This window comes from Bacillus sp. S14(2024) (genome assembly GCF_050473785.1).
In the GTDB taxonomy this organism is placed as follows: domain Bacteria; phylum Bacillota; class Bacilli; order Bacillales; family Bacillaceae_G; genus Bacillus_A; species Bacillus_A yunxiaonensis.
In genome coordinates, this window is the sequence record NZ_JBFLUP010000006.1 from 3675700 (window position 1) to 3692029 (window position 16330).

Below are 16330 nucleotides of genomic sequence, written 5' to 3' on the forward strand. Positions count from 1 at the left end.
CCTTTACTTCACCAACTGTTCTCTTGAATAGTCGTGTATGAATACAGTCATACGTTTTAACGTCTCTGGATTTACCTCTGGGAAAACACCATGCCCTAAGTTAAATACGTATCCCGGCTGTTTCATTCCTTGGTCTAAAATCGCTTTTACATGCGCTTCAATCACATCCCACGGTGCAAGTAAAATAGATGGATCTAGATTTCCTTGAACGGCCTTTTGAATACCGCGAGCACGCGCTTCTTCAATCGGCAGGCGCCAGTCCAGACCAACAACATCAAGCGGCAAGTCATGCCATTCATTTGCTAAATGACTCGCTCCAACGCCGTGCATAATAAGCGGTACATTCATAGGACGAAGCTCTGTGAAAATACGCTCCATTGCTGGTTTAATATATAAGCGGTAATCCGCAACATTTACTGTCCCAACCCAAGAATCGAAAATTTGGACTGCTTTTGCACCAGCATGAATTTGCGCTTTTAAATACGTAATCGTCATATCTGCAAGCTTGTCCATTAGCGCAAACCACGCTTTTGGCTCTGCATACATAAACGCTTTCGTTTTATGATAATTGCGAGACGGCCCGCCTTCAATCATATAACTTGCTAATGTAAACGGTGCTCCTGAAAATCCGATTAGCGGAACATCAAGCATTTCCGTTGTTAATAAGCGAATCGTATCTAATACATATGGAACATCATCTTCAGGATGAATTTCTCCTAATTTTTCTACATCTTGCAGCGATTGAATAGGATTATCAATCACAGGCCCAATTCCTGATTTAATCTCTACATCCACACCAATCGCTGGAAGCGGTGACATAATATCTTTATATAAAATAGCAGCGTCAACGTTATATTGATCAACAGGCAGCTTCGTTACATAAGCACAAAGCTCTGGCTGATGTGTAATTTCAAACAAAGAATACTTTTCTTTAATCTTTCTGTATTCTGGCTGAGAACGACCCGCTTGGCGCATATACCATGCTGGGACATAATCCGTGCGCTCTCCTCTGCATGCTTGTAAAAATGTTTCATTGATTTGTCGTACCAAAATCTTGTTCCCCCTTCTTTTCTAATGCAGCTAACGAACCCTATCCTTTTTTTATCCCGCTATTCGAGGGCAGTAACCCCCCTACTAAGGGAAGTTTCACTTTATCTTTTCTTAATATAAATCTGTAAAAACAAAATGTACAACATTATGTACGATGTTCATGAAATTGACACAAAAATATGTTAAATCCCTTCTTTTTTCGGAACATTTTCATTATAGCACAAGCTGAATTTACGGCTTAACCTCTTTTGTTTTTTCTCCTTCTCGATTCGTTTGCGGATTAAATGGTACAACATAAAAACGAGGTGCTTTAAAAACGTTCATAAACTTTACTTCATATTCACCTTTTCCCGTTACTGTATCTATATGATTGGCTTTCCCATTGTCTATTTTATAAATTCGATATTGAACTCTCTTATCAGGAAGTTGATTCCATGTTAGCTTTGCTGTAAACAAACCAAGCGGGGTAAACGTTAACTTAGCTTCTAAACCATCCACTTTACTTAAGCGAATCGGCATCCCAATTGTTTCAACACCACGTGGCTGTACAAATTTCTTTTCATCTTGTACATTTACTTTTGCTAAAATTGTTTTAAATAGTTTTGTTGGATAGGCACTGCTCCCTCGCACATAATGTTTGTCATCAGTGCGGTCGTATCCCATCCAAACAGCTCCAACTAAATTTGGTGTATACCCAACAAACCAAACATCTCTTGCTCCGTCCTCTTGATTTGGCAAAGAAGTTGTTCCCGTTTTCCCAGCAAGTGCCCCTTTATATACACCATCTTGTGCAGTCCCTTCTTTCACAACACCTTCAAGCATTTTTGTCATATACCAAGCAGTTTGCTTAGAAAAAATTTTTATTTCTTTGCCTGTTGCTTGTCCAATCATTTCTCCGTGTCGGTTCAACACCTTCTCAATGACATGCGGTTCAACGATTTTACCACCTGCTCCAAATGCACGATACATTTTCACAAGTTCAAATGGCGAAACCCCTTCTTTTAAACCGCCAAGCGCAGTACTAAGACCATGTTCAGGAATATAAATATCCCCTTTTTCTAAATATCGCTTTCCTTCTTCGACCCCAATTTCATGCAGAAGAGAGACAGCTGGGACATTTGCCGATTCTAGCAGCGCATCATACATTGTTACTTCTTTTGAATATTGATCATTGTAATTACGCGGTTCATAGCCATCAAAGGAATTTTGCTCATTTGTTAATAAAGAATACGGTGTATATTTTTTCGTTTCCAGTGCTGGTGCAAATACGAGAAGCGGCTTTAATACAGATCCTGGCTGACGCTTTGCGTAAATTCGATTTAACCCGCGTGCTATGTAATGCCTTCCTCCAACTGCGGCTCTTATCCCGCCTGTTTTACTATCCATTAAGAGAACAGCACCTTGCATCTCATCGTCTTGCATTGGAAAATTACGGACATTTTGCAATTGTTCATACGCTACCTTTTGCATTTTGTCATCCATCGCAACAACAAATGTATATCCTCCGCGCAAGACTTCTTGATGAGATAATCCATACGTACGAGCTGCTTCATCGACCACCATATCGATATATGGCATATAAGCAAGCTCTCGTTCATTTCGATTTGTATGAAGAGCAATCGTTTTTCCTTGATAACGAACCGTTTCTTCTGCTGATAAATATCCTTGTTTATGCATTAATGATAAAATTAAATCCCGGCGCTCCTTACTTTTTTCAGGATGCAAAAACGGAGAATAGCTATTCGGCGCTTTCGGAAGAGCAGCAAGCATCGCCCCTTCTTCAACCGTTAACTGCTGCGCGTCTTTATTAAAATAAAATTTTGCAGCTGCTTGAATGCCATATGCCCCGTGCCCAAAATAAATATGATTTAAATACATTTCTAAAATCTGCTGCTTCGTATATTTTTGCTCCAAGTGAAACGCAATGGCAACTTCCTTTATTTTACGGAACCACGTTTTTTCATGTGACAAAAAAACATTTTTCACAAGCTGCTGTGTAATCGTACTCCCGCCTTCCACTTTCTCTCCAGCTAAAATATCTTTATAAAGTGCTCGTATAATAGAAGAAAAATCAATACCATGATGTTTATAAAAACTTGAATCTTCAACAGCTAAAAACGATTGTTGAACAAATGTGGGGATATCTTCAATATGTACCAATTCTCGATTTTCCACGTAAAGCTTCGTGATTTCTTTACCTTGCTGATTAACGATACGTGATGAAGAGTGAAATACAAGACGTTTTTCATCCATCATATAACCACCAGCAAATACAATCAGTTTATATAGAACAATTGCAAATATAAAAATTGAAACAAAGCCAATGAGAAACATCTTTATATTCTTCACGCCTCACCCTTCTTTCCAAATGATGGTACGTTTATTATTTGAAAAAACATACCCTTTATGTATAATCTTCGAAGTTTTTTACAGGTCTTGGGACAATGAAGAAAAATAAAATGAAACTTCCATCAATGGAGGTTTTCTTCATCCCTCACTAATGGAAGTTTCACTTCATAAGAAAATTAAATTCACTGTAATGTACGTGTTACGTTCCTAGTATCTTTTTGCCAAGAGGTTTCGTACTATTCGAATCCGGTTCAAGTGTAATACCGATGTTATCAAAGGACTGTTTTTGTGAAATTTCATATGTCAGAAGTCCTGAACCAGTTTCATCTGGCTTAAATATTCCAGCGTTTTTTCTTTCTCCATCTTTTAATAACCAAACTTGATACACTTCTGAATTTCTTACTTGTGGCAAATGATCAGCTTGTACAACTAATTTTTTCTTATCTCCTTGTTGTATAACAAACATATACCCCTTTGCATTTTCATGGTTTTGATCGGTTGATACTAATGGACGAGTAGAAATTACTTCAATTGGATTACCGTTCGATTCATGCTTCACTAAAGGTTGTATTTTTAATTGCGAATTTTCGATTGTTAATGCCACTGTAATCACTAACATTGTTACTAGTAATACTGTTGTTAACGGTGTAAATTGTTTTTTTAGTAAAGCCGTCCATTCTTTCCATTTCGTTGTTACTCTGTTATCTTCATTCGTTTGTTCGTGTGCAAATACAAAATCAAACACTTCAGCTTTTAATGTTTCTGGTACTTCTTTCTCCTCAAAGTCGAAATGCAGCGCTTCCCAAGCTGCCTGCATTGATGGATACTCAGCTTGACATTTCGGGCATGCCTTTACATGTTCTTGAAACTTTCTTTGTTCTCTATCATCAAATGTATTCGTAACGTAAGATAATAAATGCTCACATTCTCTCTCCATACTATCCCCTCTAATCTAGATATTTTTTTAATTGCTTTAAAGATTGATGAAGACGACTTTTCGTAGTTCCCAATGGTTCATCTTCCATTTTAGCAATCTCACTAAGGGAATAACCTTTCCAATATAATAAGTCGATTAATCTTTTTTGAGACGTAGACAAATTCTGTTTTGCCTTTTGAATTTCAACACTGTGCAACTTTTTCTCGATTTGATTATCTGAATCTGCTATATGCATAGGTTTTTCAGCATCATCAAACTTCCTATACGTAAGTTCTTTATTTTCTTTTCGGACATAATCAATACATATATTCCTCGTAATCGTAAGTAACCAATTTACGAACTCACCTTTTGAAGGGTTATACATACTTTTCGTTGTCCAAAGTTTTAAGAACACTAATTGAACGACTTCTTTTGTTTGCTCTTCATTCCCTTGGAAAAATTTAAAAGCGAAACTATATATCAGCTTAATATATCGTTCATATAGTTCTTCTAATGCAGGACGATGGTTTCTTCTTACTAATTGCATTAACTCATAATCATTTTTTTCTTTCATTCTCACCTGCACTCCCTGTTTTTTCGTTTATTTCTGATAATTCATAATTTGTTTAATTATATAATTCAGGAAGAAAAATAGGAACCACCAACAACACTGGTCGCTCCTTTTAACAGAATATTGATCCCGAAGACCCCACTGATGGAAGTTTCACTTCATCACTGTTTAAATGTGGTTTCACTATTCAGCACAAACCATATATCCTTAACCCCTTGTCCATTTATATCTCCTTTTGATTTATCATTCGCAAAATAGTAAAGGGGATAGCCTTTATACGTTACTTGTTGTTCTTTCGTATCTTCTCTTGTTATCGTAACAAAGTCTTTTTTATCAAATCCTTTTGGCACTTCAAAATCTTTTGCAACAAATGGCGGCCAAAGCTTTACACATTCACCATTACAATTACTTACCTTAGCTGTATCTTTTATAAAATAATAGAGTGTCTTCCCGTTTGAATCTGCTAAGTATTTTCCAACCTTATCGTTCTCTAATAATTGTAAACTAGGAGATTCATCTTTCTTACTACTAACTTCAATCGCGTTTTCTACACTTGATTTCTTACTTTGAGCCTCTTCTTTCTTATCGCTATTACATGCTGTTAATAAAAATAGACTCGCTAATATGGACACAACACATTGCCAGACTTTCATACTGACTCCTCCTTTAATTTTTTATTTATATGTAAGGTAACGATAGAAAGGTTTGATTGGTTTGATAGAAAATAAAAAAAATGCAAGCCTCCCTTTCTGCTTACATCTCTTTCTAACTCTATCCAATTTATCCCGCTATTTGCGGACAGTAAGACCCCCGCCTCAAGATTCAGAAACAAGCGAAGAAGATAGGTGGATGTTAACTGCCCGTAAAAACCCGATTGACAAATGCTTTCTATCAGTAGAGGATGAAAAAACAAAGGAGAGTACATATTTTTGCTCTGTTGTATCACAAACAAAAAAGACTGTTTAAAAACAGCCTCACATATGTTGGTGCCATGCTTTTTATTTTCTGTTTTCAACAAACGAAACACCACATGTATTCTCTCTAATCATTCGTTCCTAACACATCTGTGTTTGGAGGTTCATACCCCATCTGGCGTATCATAGCTACAATCTGTCCCTTGTGATGGAATTCGTGAGTGATTGCATGCGTTAGTAATTTACCAGGTGTGATTGATAACATTTCTCCTCCTTGTCTCCAAGGAATCTCCCTCTGAATCGGCTCATCCATGTGATGTTTAAGTACTTCAAATACTTCATTTACAAGAGAATCTACATGTTCAAAGCGTGCTTTTATTTCGTTCAAACCAAGTTGTTGCAGATCTTCCTTTGCAGTGAGGGGCTTCTTCGTTTTCAATAAAATAAATGAGCCGAGCCAAGCGTTATAACAGTCTGCTACGTGTACTATTGTATCTCGCACACTTTGCCAACCGAACCCCATCTGGCGAGTAAAGTCATTTGGTTCTAGTTCTCTACAAAAGTCAAGAAGTACTGCTCGAGTTTGTCTGACCCATTCATATTCGTTTTTATGCATAATATACACCCCTTTATTTGTTTAAGAAACTTATTTTATTCCACACCTTATGTCCTAACCCTTCTAACAAGTAATCTATATCTATTTCGTCTTCACTCTTACCCTTATGATCTATGGAAACAAAAAAGAAGATAACCATCTACATATAATAGATGATTACCTTCTTTTTCACTTTATTTTTCAGCCTACAATTATTTTTCCATCTTTTTGTTTATACCAACTATGCATCTTATCCGCATCTTCTAATCTCACATGCTTTAATTCATAATGTCGACCAGCACCTGATGATGCAACCGCAAACATATACGTACACAATTGATCTTTCTGTTGAAAGTAATGCTGACTTTTCTTCATCGATTGAATATGTCTTTTTCTCACTAGGCCTGTATATTTAGCAATGCCGCGATATACAATTGTGAGCTGGTTCGGCTCTAGCGCGTATCCACCTGTTTTAAATTTACCATATCCAAGAGCTGTAAAAATCATAAACAATGGAATTAATACAAATAACCCTATATACCGTTCAAAGTATATACTAGCTCCTGCAATTGGTATTACAAATATCATGCAAATCATCCAGCTATAGACAAGATAACGGCGCATTGCTGCTTTTGGTAAATGTGTGAAATGCTCCTCTAATTTGTATGGTAATTGCAAGTGCTCCAATAATTGCTCGACATCCTTTTTTCTCATCAGGGGATGCAGCGTAACATTCATCTCATGTTTTCCAACGCTTTGAATCACTTCTACATGAACAGAGCAATAACCGAACGGTTGTCGAAGCAGAGCCTCTTTAATTGTAATAGCTTGGATTCGATGCACCTTTAACACAAGTTCCTTTTTCTCAAATAAACCTTGTGAAATACGAATTTCCTCTCCTCTTCGATAAACAGTAAAATTCGCATGTTTAAATGCATATGCAAATGTTGAAATAATCCATGACAAAACAATTAAAGTAGCGGCCATATACATCCAGCCGTACATATCACTATTTTTCACATATTTTTCGACTGTATCGATTATACTTTGTGGAATATAGTCCTTTAACTCTTGGGCAAATAAGAAGAAAAACGAAAATAATAATCCAAACTGACCTGATGTAACAGAGGCAAGAAGAATTTCTTTGATTGTTAGTTTATAAACAGTTGTATTTGTTTCTTTTGTGGGTTCACCATTGTCTTCTGAGAATTGTCCTTCTAATTTCGCTTCTTCATTTAGAAGAGAAATTAAATGCTTTGCCTCATCATTTGTAATCCCTGCCAAGCTTACTTCTGGTTCATGGCCTCCACCAGCCGTTTCAATCTTTAATTTCGTTAAACCTAACAATTGATAGACCATATTGGAGCTTGTGTTAATTGTTTGCACACGCTCTTTATTTAAGTAGCTTTCTTTTTTCACAAATAATCCATGTTTAATATGCAGCGTATTATTTTCAATCCAATACACTTTGTAATACCATTCAATTATAGTAGAAAGAATGGTAAACGCGAAAATCCCAAACGGAAGTAAATACCAAAATGGAAATTTACCTTTCGTACTAAAGAGAAGTATAAATGTTGGCAGAAGCTCTTTAATCTTTAATTCGAATAAAATAGTAATCGGATGTTGCCTCTTAAACATCTTCATCACTTACCTTCGCTAGTTCAGAAATTTGACGTTTTAACTGTTCAGCTTCTCTCATTGTTAAACCAGGAATACCGTGCGTCATTGCAGCTGTAGATACTTTTAATTCCGTTAGCCCAAATTTGCGCATGATTGGACCTTGTTCAATCGTTACGTGTTGAATACGAATCATTGGCACTAATACACGTTTAACAACGAACATTCCATGTTGAATTTCCATCTCTTCTTCATTTAACTGATAGCTATGATAACGCTGACGTAAACTCGGAAATACAAGATAACCGAGCGGTGCATATGCAAGTAGCCCTATTACAAGCGCACCGAATATCCAGCCTGTCCAATCGAATTTCATCATAAATATAAAATAAGCTATTGTAATAATAAGACCGATTCCAGATGTAATGAGCGAGTTAATTTGCCATACTCGTACCATGCTGGAATGAATTTGATTTTCTAATGGTTGCATCGTTTCACCTCTACTTTATAATCTAGTACATCTTTTTCTATGATTCTACCATTTTAGTTACCAAGCTGTATTAATCATATTAAAAACACAATTGGAAAACAAGCTATTTAAAGGAAATCTTTTCCTTTAAATGAAGTGAAACTTCCATCAGTGCTGGGGTTCTTCATCCCCCACTGATAGAAAGCCCACGAATAGCGGAATGAATACAAAAAAACTTTCGCATCTATATAAAGTACGAAAGTTTTTCACGTTACATCATTCCTTGTTGCTGCAAGAATCGCAATCGATAGCAATTCATCGTCACTTCACCGAGCCTCTGCAAAAGTTGGTAGTTCGCATATGCCCCCACCGGTGCACCGATGACCGGCACAAGCTGCAGCATTTTAGCTAAATCAATATAATCCCGATATTCTTTCTGAAATTTCTCCCAATCAATATGATTTTCTATATTCGTATCCCACGTCTCAATGGCCTTCCATATTTCTTTTCGATGATCATCACTTGAGAAGGCGAGTTGGAATACATGAAGGATGAATAACCGTTCTTCTTTTTTACTCGTATCATAGCCATACAGCGTTGCCGCATCAAACAAAAATTTAATTTTAATGCTAAGCAAAAGCGGGAAGTCAGCGAGTCCCAGTAAGAAACCACCTGCTCCTGTCCCAGCTCCTTCTGCTGCAGCAATCTTTTTATACTCATCAATCTTCTTTCGCACTTCTTCATCTCTTCTTTGCAATGACCAATTCGTTTCTTTTAACTTCGGTTTGATAAAATTTGAGCCAATACTAATTCCTTGCACCATCGTTTTAATCGTTTCTGTCAGTATGGTTTGCACTTTTGCTGGAATGAATTGTTGCACTTTCGTTTGCATTGCTTTTGAAAAACGTGTCATTGCGGAAGAGTTTTTTATAATTTTTCTTTTCCACTGTTGTAATTCTAAGATGACCTTCTGTTCATATTCAGTCATACTTTTCTTCCTTTCCCTATACAGTGAAAGCTACGCATTACATGCGTGATAATTTTTTTAAGCGCATTGCCCCGTATCGATATACAAATCCAAAACTAAATAACATATTTTCAAGAAATACAAGTCCTGTCATCATCATATCCTTCGTTGCGAGCGCAAATAACACAGTGAAAATGACGCCACCTACGCAAAGCAAAACACATAATAACGCAAGAAAGTCCTTCATCTTTTCTTCCTCTAAAACAGGATATAAATCAAGCCATAGCTTTAAACGATGGTGCTTCCATAGACTTAACAACTGATAGCCGATTAAATATAAAAACACGACACTTACAATAAGACGTGCATATAGAAATGGAACAAAGTATAAAATCAAGCCACCAATTATAAGTAAACGAACATACAGCCCAAAATAATTTCCTGAGCGTAAAAACGTGCGTACGAATAAGAATAAATAGGTTCGTTTTTCTGATACGATAGTAAGAATAAAATCAAGCCATTTTCGGCGTGATACACGTTCCTTTAACGCGGGCACATCGACAAACATATTGGCAATGCGGTATAGCAATAACATTTTCTTTCCTTCTTCTACAATTAAGTATTCCCAGTTTAGCGGTTTTCCTTTTACTTTCTGATGCAAAAATACAAGATAAACCACCATTGCAAAGACGATTGCTCCCATATAAATCACAGAAGCGCGCGCTACAAGGAAATAAACAAAGAAAAAGTTAAGAACAAAACGGATCAGCCAGTCAATGAGATGCATACGGTTATCCATCATATAAGACTTCTCCCAGGTGACAAATAAATTCCAAGCCTTACTTAACACAATAGCGAGCACAATTACGATGTATGTTGCTCCGGATTGTTTCATCTGCTGGAAATAGAGCGGAGCAAGCGCTGCACTTGCCATCGCTATCATATACAGCTGGATGATAAACGTAAATTGAAAAGCTTTTGTGAAATATGCTTTTAATTTTTCCTCTACCGGAAGTAAGTACACAAGATCCGCTTCTTTTAATAATGTTTGAATTGATCCTGCTGTTAATACAAGTCCTAGTAGAACTGCTATAACAAATGCTGCTGGAAATGAAGGTGTCAATGTTTGTAACCATTGTTGGTAATAATACGCACCCGCACCGATGATAAATACAAAAATAAATTTTAAATGATCATTAAACACATATTTACTATATGTACGAATTTCTTTTAAAAAATGACGAAACCGTTCTCTCCATAACTCTTTACTATTCATCAGCATCTTCTTCCTTCGTTAGTGCAATGTAAATATCATCAAGCGTCGCACTCGGCATATTAAACTGCTTTTGCAGTTCTTCAAGTGTGCCCTGCGCACGAATTTCACCTTGATGCAAAATAATGAACGAATCACAATAACGTTCTGCTGTTGCTAAAATGTGTGTACTCATTAAAATGCCAGCACCGCTTTTTTTCATTTGATCCATCATTTGTAAAAGCGATTGAATCGCTAACGGATCCAATCCAACAAACGGTTCATCAACAATATATAGAGAAGGTTGTACTAAAAAAGCGCTCATAATCATTACTTTTTGTTTCATCCCTTTTGAAAAATGAGCTGGAAACCACTTCAAACGATTCTTCATGCGAAACTCTTTCAACAGTTTTTCTACGCGTTCTTCGTACTCTTTTTCCTTAATGCCGTACGCCATTGCCGTTAGTTTTAAATGCTCTTCTAATGTTAACTCCTCATATAACACAGGTGTTTCTGGAATAAACGAGAAACTGGAGCGATATGCTGTCATATCCTCTTTTAATGTCTTGCCGTTAATCGTAATGTGACCTTGTTTCGGCTCCATCAATCCGATAATATGCTTAATTGTTGTACTCTTTCCCGCACCGTTTAAACCAATTAAACCGACAAGTTCTCCTTTCTTAACGGAGAATGAAATATTTTGCAATACAGGTCGCTTTGTATATCCGCCTGTGACATTTTCCACTCGCAATAATTGTTCCATATGACACCACTTTCTTCTTTATGTATGTGTAATCATCTTACCAAAAAATTAAAGCTCCTACATAGTACCGAACTTTTTTAAAAAGAAAAAATTTCCTTTACATAACTTTTACAAAAGCGGACATCATAATTAGTGAGGAAGGAACACATTGAAAAAGCAACCATAAAAGTGATGAACACAGCCTAGCGAAATCATCATGAAATGGGGTGTCTATAATGGACAAAGTGAGTGAGTTTACACAAAGCAGATAATTGTTTAATTTTAGAAACGGGGTGTCTCGAGGAGAGTAGATACTGTTTTATAAAATAAACAAGTCATTTCAGAAGGATTGCAACATCATTTCATTGAAAATGGGGTGTCGACGGCAGAGTAGATGTCGAATTACCACGCATTTCCTAAACAAATGAGGTGTCTGTTAAAGGTAGATTAAACGAAATGCTTTTTCAAACCTTCTTCAGAAGGCAGGAAGCTTTATGAGCTTCCTGCTTTTCGTGTTTTTTTCTATTATGTAATTATGTTAAAATACGGCTAAGACCACTGAAAGGATGAGGAATATGAATCATACAGCAGACAATTGTATTTTTTGTAAAATTATTGAGGGACAAATTCCTTGTGCAAAAGTATATGAGGATGAGCATGTACTCGCTTTTCTTGATATTAGCCAAGTTACAAAAGGGCATACACTAGTAATTCCAAAAGTACATAAACAAGATGTATTCGCGTTAACACCAGAAATTGCTGCACACATTTTCTCTGTCGTTCCAAAAATTTCGAACGCTATTAAAACCGAATACAATCCAGTTGGCTTTAACTTATTAAATAACAACGGAGAAAAAGCAGGACAAACTGTCTTTCACTTCCATCTTCATTTAATTCCACGCTACGGCCAAAAGGACGGATTTGGTGCGGTGTGGAAATCTCATCAAAGTGATTACACAATGGAAGAGTTACAAAACATTGCAAACACAATTGCAAGTAGCGTAAAGTAGTATAATACTTTCACCAGAACTGATGAGTTGAAAAGATCAGATTTTACAGATCATCTTTTTATATAACATATTAAAACAGACTAACCGTTTCATCTGAATAGATACCTTATTGTAGTATGTACAATAAAATTGTACATACCATACATACCCCGCCAATAAAAGCGATCCTAACAGCTTGTTGTTTCACCAAAAGTATTGGCGGATAGGATCTTTTCTGTTTTAATATAAAAAACAATTGCATTGCTCGTACAAGAAAGAAAAGACTGACAATAAAACAAATTGTTGTAATCCATTTCACTTTTCTCCCCCCTTGTCTTATGCATATGCACGTTTTTACACATCATGAGTATAATGATAAGTTGAACAAACTGAGGAGGTCCTTTTTATGTCAAAATCTAAATCCTTTCTAACTGGCGTCATCTGCGGCGGAGCTGTCGCTGGACTTGCTGTGCTCTTTTCCACTCCTTCATCTGGAAAAGACATGCGAAATAAGTTAAAAGAAAAAGGAAATGATATAAAGAAAACAATATCTGATATTACAGCAGATACGAAATTATTAAAACGCCAAATTATTGAAACAGCTTCTGAAGGAAAAGAAGTCATTCAAGAATTAACAAATGATATGCACGAAACATTCTCTGTTTGGAGACAAGATATTTCTCAAAACAAACGCCATATTGAACAAGAAATTGAAGACATTCAAAAATCAATTGAAAAATTACAACAAGCTGTTCCTGATAAAGCGTAATTTTTCGTATATAACAAATTTTTATGATTCCTATCTTCATCTTACACGGCACATGATATACATGTGCCGTATTTTTTTATACAATTACACAGTTTCCTTTTTTCATGCAAATGAGAATAAAATTATGTTAACCTTTACCCTGTCCCATGATAAAACGCTTCCAAGCCCACTCAAAAAAGTGACAGATCAATACAAATTAACTCGGAATTTGTACTGTTTTGTCACTTTTCCAAAAAATTTCAACAATTCTAACAAAAAGACTTTATTAATTTTTATTTTACTGGCATAATAGATACTAATGAATAAGATTTGTATAAAGTGGGTGAATGAATGAAAAACGGGGATAAAAGTTATTCGATAAAAGAAGCGATGATTTTCAGCCAACGCATCGCACAATTATCAAAAGCATTATGGAAATGTGTAGAAAAAGATTGGCAGCAATGGATTAAACCATACGATTTAAACATTAATGAGCATCATATTTTATGGATTGCGTATCATTTAAAAGGGGCTTCTATTTCAGAAATTGCAAAGTTCGGCGTGATGCACGTATCCACGGCTTTTAACTTCTCTAAAAAACTAGAAGAGCGCGGTTTACTTATATTTTCAAAAAAAGAAGATGACAAGCGAAACACGTACATTGAAATTACTGATAAAGGGGAGGAATTGCTGCTGCAATTAATGGAAGAATATGAACCTGAAAGTAATTCTGTCTTTAACGGCGCTTTAGCTCTTCGTAACTTTTATGGTAAATTCCCAGAAAATATCGAATTAATTGCCATTTTACGGAATATTTACGGGCAAGATTTTATCGACATTTTCGAGAAATCCCTAGATAATATCGAGGACAATTTTGTAGAGCACGACGAAAAACTTGTTAAAAAGTTTTAGATTATGATTTTAACGCCATCATACGTATAAATTCTTGCATTAATGGTTGAAATAAACCTTGACGTTCGAGCGCTTCTGCAGTCTCTTTTCCTTCGAGACTTCGTGGAAGCGCTTTTTCAAATTTATGTAACAATTCATCAAATAAAAGTAAACCTTCTTGCTTTTCGATCATATATTGCTCGTTCATTTCTTCACAAAGAGCTAACAAACGTTCTACATCACGTCTCATCACTTTCTTCTTTATAATTAAAGAATAAAATGGACACTTTTGTTCATCTATCATATTAAAAAGAAGCGATACATAATATTCTGCTTGTTCTAAGCGTTTCACAACGTCCATTTTCTTCCCTCTCTTTCTAATACAAGTTCCTCTATTTCAGAATTTTATAACACGAACAAAATATCGTATGATACAATAGATTCAATTATATGTATTTTCGCCAAAGGAGGACTCTCCTCGTGACAATTATATTTATCGCTTTTGCACTTATTGTTCTAGTGTACACGAATTTTATGACGCATACACTGTGTCAACAAAAACAAATGTCTGATCGACGTCAAACAGGTGTCTTTCGGTTCATTAATGTATGTATTACCATATTATTAATTTCTAGTTATATAGAAATTATATTTCATGCAAAGTGAGGAAGGGAACCCCTTCCTCACTTTTTTCCTCTATAAACAAATTATACCTACTATCACTAATAAAATAAATAACACAAGTAATAAAATTAATTTTTGATTTATCATAAATGCAGCCCCCTCACCTTCTTTTGTATGCTAATAAACCTAAAGTGGTGATATCGCCTAATCTGACAATTCTCTCCAAACAAATGGGTAAATTTTCTTTATCAATAGGAAAACAACTCGAAATATGCTATATTAATTTTAGTACATATTGCTTATACTATAAAAAAATACATAATAGTAGGAGTGTTTATTTCATGAAGAAAGCAATACTTGCCCTAGCTGTAACAAGTGTCTTCACATTATCAGCATGCGGCACTTCTGACAAAGTTGTAACGTCAAAAGCTGGCGATATAACAAAAGATGATTTCTATAATGCAATGAAGCAGCAAGGCGGCAAAAACGTCTTACGTAACATGGTAATGGAGAAAGTATTCGTTAAAAATTACCCAGTAAAAGACGATGACGTTAATAAACGATATGACGAATACAAAAAGCAATATGGCGATCAATTTGATGCTGTATTAAAACAAAGCGGTATGACTGAGAAACAATTAAAAGACTCTGTTCGCGGCGAACTTGCAATGAAAGAAGCTGTGAAGAAATCTATCACAGACAAAGAAGCAAAAGACAATTACAAACCTGAAATCAAAGCAAGCCACATCCTTGTAAAAGATGAAGAAACTGCGAAAAAAGTAGAAGCTGAACTAGCACAAGGAAAATCTTTTGAAGACTTAGCAAAACAATACTCTGAAGATACAGGTTCAAAAGATAAAGGCGGCGACTTAGGATACTTTGGACCAGGTAAAATGGTAAAAGAATTTGAAGATGCTGCATATAAATTGAAAAAAGGTGAAGTTAGTCAACCTGTAAAATCACAATTTGGCTACCATATCATCAAAGTAACTGACATTAAAGAATTAAAACCATTCGATCAAGAAAAAGATCGTATTAAAGGCGAACTTGCTGACAAGAAAATGCAGGACGCTCAATTTATGAACGATCTTGTCACAAAAGAAGTGAAAAAAGCAGATGTGAAGATTAACGATAAAGATCTAAAAGATATTTTCGAACCTCAAAAAGCTCCAGCAGCAGACCAAGGCACATCTAGCAAATAATAAAAAAAGCCCGGCATATGCCGGGCTTTTTTTATTTGAGGATTGAGCTAAAACTATGAACGTTTGCACCATATACAACTTTGTTCTCTTACAGATCTGTAAGCTTTTTGTCACGTATTTAAATAGTACTAACGATATGACAACATTATAATTACGAACTACAGAGCAGTTATTTTGTATAAAAAAATCCCTACATATGGAGGTTTAAAATGAAAAAATATATTTTAACTTTAATACCATTTTTCCTAGGGATCGGATGTTTTGTTAGCTTTAATACCATTGGCTCTACAGTCGCTCCTGATGGTACTCTTGTTGAACCATTTTATTTACTGCCAATGGGTTATTCATTCATAGTTATCGGTATCGTTAGTCTATTTGTAAGTAAAATAAAAACAGTTAAGAAATAGACTAAAAAAGAGACTGCAGCAAAA

19 protein-coding genes are annotated in these 16330 nt (G+C 35.6%); 6 read left to right on the top strand and 13 right to left on the bottom strand.

Annotated features, from left to right (window positions below; translation table 11 throughout):
* Window positions 1-3: 3 nt before the first annotated feature.
* The 11 genes from hemE to AB1279_RS18775 all read right to left on the bottom strand — a co-directional run bounded on the left by hemE (window position 4) and on the right by AB1279_RS18775 (window position 11466).
* Window positions 4-1050, bottom strand: a complete 1047-nt coding sequence (hemE, locus tag AB1279_RS18725) for a uroporphyrinogen decarboxylase (protein ID WP_429760311.1) — start codon at window positions 1048-1050, stop codon at window positions 4-6.
* A gap of 231 nt (window positions 1051-1281) precedes the next feature.
* Complete coding sequence (locus AB1279_RS18730) at window positions 1282-3384, bottom strand: transglycosylase domain-containing protein (RefSeq protein WP_429761477.1); 2103 nt, start codon at window positions 3382-3384, stop codon at window positions 1282-1284.
* Window positions 3385-3598: 214 nt separating this feature from the next.
* The gene (locus AB1279_RS18735; protein ID WP_429760312.1) at window positions 3599-4336 is read right to left on the bottom strand and encodes an anti-sigma factor domain-containing protein; all 738 of its coding nucleotides are present in this window, start codon (window positions 4334-4336) and stop codon (window positions 3599-3601) included.
* 10 nt (window positions 4337-4346) lie between these two features.
* Complete coding sequence (locus AB1279_RS18740; protein WP_429760313.1) at window positions 4347-4889, bottom strand: RNA polymerase sigma factor; 543 nt, start codon at window positions 4887-4889, stop codon at window positions 4347-4349.
* A gap of 158 nt (window positions 4890-5047) precedes the next feature.
* Window positions 5048-5539 (bottom strand): COG4315 family predicted lipoprotein, encoded by a 492-nt coding sequence (locus AB1279_RS18745; protein WP_429760314.1) that lies wholly within the window; start codon window positions 5537-5539, stop codon window positions 5048-5050.
* 388 nt (window positions 5540-5927) lie between these two features.
* Window positions 5928-6416 (bottom strand): DinB family protein, encoded by a 489-nt coding sequence (locus tag AB1279_RS18750; RefSeq protein ID WP_429760315.1) that lies wholly within the window; start codon window positions 6414-6416, stop codon window positions 5928-5930.
* A gap of 180 nt (window positions 6417-6596) precedes the next feature.
* Entirely contained in the window at window positions 6597-8036 is a 1440-nt protein-coding gene (locus tag AB1279_RS18755; RefSeq protein ID WP_429761479.1) for a PH domain-containing protein, read from the bottom strand.
* On the bottom strand, window positions 8029-8505 hold the full coding sequence (locus AB1279_RS18760) for a PH domain-containing protein (RefSeq protein ID WP_336483610.1): 477 nt from the start codon (window positions 8503-8505) through the stop codon (window positions 8029-8031). Before AB1279_RS18760 ends, AB1279_RS18755 begins: the two co-directional genes overlap by 8 nt.
* Window positions 8506-8755: 250 nt before the next feature.
* Window positions 8756-9472, bottom strand: coding sequence for an EcsC family protein (locus AB1279_RS18765; RefSeq protein WP_429760317.1), 717 nt, complete (start codon window positions 9470-9472; stop codon window positions 8756-8758).
* 37 nt (window positions 9473-9509) lie between these two features.
* Entirely contained in the window at window positions 9510-10727 is a 1218-nt protein-coding gene (locus AB1279_RS18770; RefSeq protein ID WP_429760319.1) for an ABC transporter permease, read from the bottom strand.
* Entirely contained in the window at window positions 10720-11466 is a 747-nt protein-coding gene (locus tag AB1279_RS18775) for an ABC transporter ATP-binding protein (protein WP_429751571.1), read from the bottom strand. The genes AB1279_RS18770 and AB1279_RS18775 overlap by 8 nt, the downstream gene beginning before the upstream one ends.
* Window positions 11467-12020: 554 nt before the next feature.
* On the opposite strand from AB1279_RS18775, the gene AB1279_RS18780 reads away from it, so the two are divergent.
* Window positions 12021-12455 (top strand): HIT family protein, encoded by a 435-nt coding sequence (locus AB1279_RS18780; RefSeq protein WP_429760321.1) that lies wholly within the window; start codon window positions 12021-12023, stop codon window positions 12453-12455.
* Window positions 12456-12561: 106 nt separating this feature from the next.
* Here AB1279_RS18780 and AB1279_RS18785 read toward each other — a convergent pair whose 3' ends face one another.
* Window positions 12562-12753 (bottom strand): hypothetical protein, encoded by a 192-nt coding sequence (locus tag AB1279_RS18785; protein WP_429760322.1) that lies wholly within the window; start codon window positions 12751-12753, stop codon window positions 12562-12564.
* Between the two features lie 87 nt (window positions 12754-12840).
* On the opposite strand from AB1279_RS18785, the gene AB1279_RS18790 reads away from it, so the two are divergent.
* Entirely contained in the window at window positions 12841-13203 is a 363-nt protein-coding gene (locus AB1279_RS18790; protein ID WP_429751576.1) for a YtxH domain-containing protein, read from the top strand.
* Window positions 13204-13533: 330 nt separating this feature from the next.
* On the top strand, window positions 13534-14094 hold the full coding sequence (locus AB1279_RS18795) for an HTH-type transcriptional regulator Hpr (RefSeq protein ID WP_429751578.1): 561 nt from the start codon (window positions 13534-13536) through the stop codon (window positions 14092-14094).
* A gap of 1 nt (window position 14095) precedes the next feature.
* Here the strand turns inward: AB1279_RS18795 and AB1279_RS18800 are convergent, their stop codons facing one another.
* A complete protein-coding gene (locus AB1279_RS18800; protein ID WP_429751580.1) occupies window positions 14096-14434 on the bottom strand; it encodes a DUF1878 family protein in 339 nt (112 codons plus the stop codon).
* A gap of 89 nt (window positions 14435-14523) precedes the next feature.
* On the opposite strand from AB1279_RS18800, the gene AB1279_RS18805 reads away from it, so the two are divergent.
* The 3 genes from AB1279_RS18805 to AB1279_RS18815 all read left to right on the top strand — a co-directional run bounded on the left by AB1279_RS18805 (window position 14524) and on the right by AB1279_RS18815 (window position 16306).
* Window positions 14524-14739 carry a hypothetical protein gene (locus AB1279_RS18805; RefSeq protein WP_429751582.1) on the top strand — a complete coding sequence of 72 codons (216 nt, stop codon included), beginning with the start codon at window positions 14524-14526 and terminating at the stop codon, window positions 14737-14739.
* Between the two features lie 299 nt (window positions 14740-15038).
* On the top strand, window positions 15039-15899 hold the full coding sequence (gene prsA / locus AB1279_RS18810) for a peptidylprolyl isomerase PrsA (protein ID WP_429760324.1): 861 nt from the start codon (window positions 15039-15041) through the stop codon (window positions 15897-15899).
* A 209-nt stretch (window positions 15900-16108) separates the two neighbouring features.
* Entirely contained in the window at window positions 16109-16306 is a 198-nt protein-coding gene (locus AB1279_RS18815) for a DUF3955 domain-containing protein (protein ID WP_429760325.1), read from the top strand.
* Window positions 16307-16330: the final 24 nt, after the last annotated feature.

Coding starts and splice junctions, on each gene's coding strand:
- AB1279_RS18750 (WP_429760315.1), bottom strand. CDS start 6,416: ATGCATAAAAACGAATATGAATGGGTCAGACAAACTCGAGCAGTACTT.
- AB1279_RS18805 (WP_429751582.1), top strand. CDS start 14,524: ATGTATTTTCGCCAAAGGAGGACTCTCCTCGTGACAATTATATTTATC.
- AB1279_RS18760 (WP_336483610.1), bottom strand. CDS start 8,505: ATGCAACCATTAGAAAATCAAATTCATTCCAGCATGGTACGAGTATGG.
- AB1279_RS18735 (WP_429760312.1), bottom strand. CDS start 4,336: ATGGAGAGAGAATGTGAGCATTTATTATCTTACGTTACGAATACATTT.
- AB1279_RS18755 (WP_429761479.1), bottom strand. CDS start 8,036: ATGTTTAAGAGGCAACATCCGATTACTATTTTATTCGAATTAAAGATT.
- AB1279_RS18795 (WP_429751578.1), top strand. CDS start 13,534: ATGAAAAACGGGGATAAAAGTTATTCGATAAAAGAAGCGATGATTTTC.
- AB1279_RS18740 (WP_429760313.1), bottom strand. CDS start 4,889: ATGAAAGAAAAAAATGATTATGAGTTAATGCAATTAGTAAGAAGAAAC.
- AB1279_RS18765 (WP_429760317.1), bottom strand. CDS start 9,472: ATGACTGAATATGAACAGAAGGTCATCTTAGAATTACAACAGTGGAAA.
- AB1279_RS18780 (WP_429760321.1), top strand. CDS start 12,021: ATGAATCATACAGCAGACAATTGTATTTTTTGTAAAATTATTGAGGGA.
- AB1279_RS18790 (WP_429751576.1), top strand. CDS start 12,841: ATGTCAAAATCTAAATCCTTTCTAACTGGCGTCATCTGCGGCGGAGCT.
- AB1279_RS18800 (WP_429751580.1), bottom strand. CDS start 14,434: ATGGACGTTGTGAAACGCTTAGAACAAGCAGAATATTATGTATCGCTT.
- AB1279_RS18815 (WP_429760325.1), top strand. CDS start 16,109: ATGAAAAAATATATTTTAACTTTAATACCATTTTTCCTAGGGATCGGA.
- AB1279_RS18770 (WP_429760319.1), bottom strand. CDS start 10,727: ATGAATAGTAAAGAGTTATGGAGAGAACGGTTTCGTCATTTTTTAAAA.
- AB1279_RS18730 (WP_429761477.1), bottom strand. CDS start 3,384: ATGTTTCTCATTGGCTTTGTTTCAATTTTTATATTTGCAATTGTTCTA.
- prsA (WP_429760324.1), top strand. CDS start 15,039: ATGAAGAAAGCAATACTTGCCCTAGCTGTAACAAGTGTCTTCACATTA.
- AB1279_RS18775 (WP_429751571.1), bottom strand. CDS start 11,466: ATGGAACAATTATTGCGAGTGGAAAATGTCACAGGCGGATATACAAAG.
- AB1279_RS18745 (WP_429760314.1), bottom strand. CDS start 5,539: ATGAAAGTCTGGCAATGTGTTGTGTCCATATTAGCGAGTCTATTTTTA.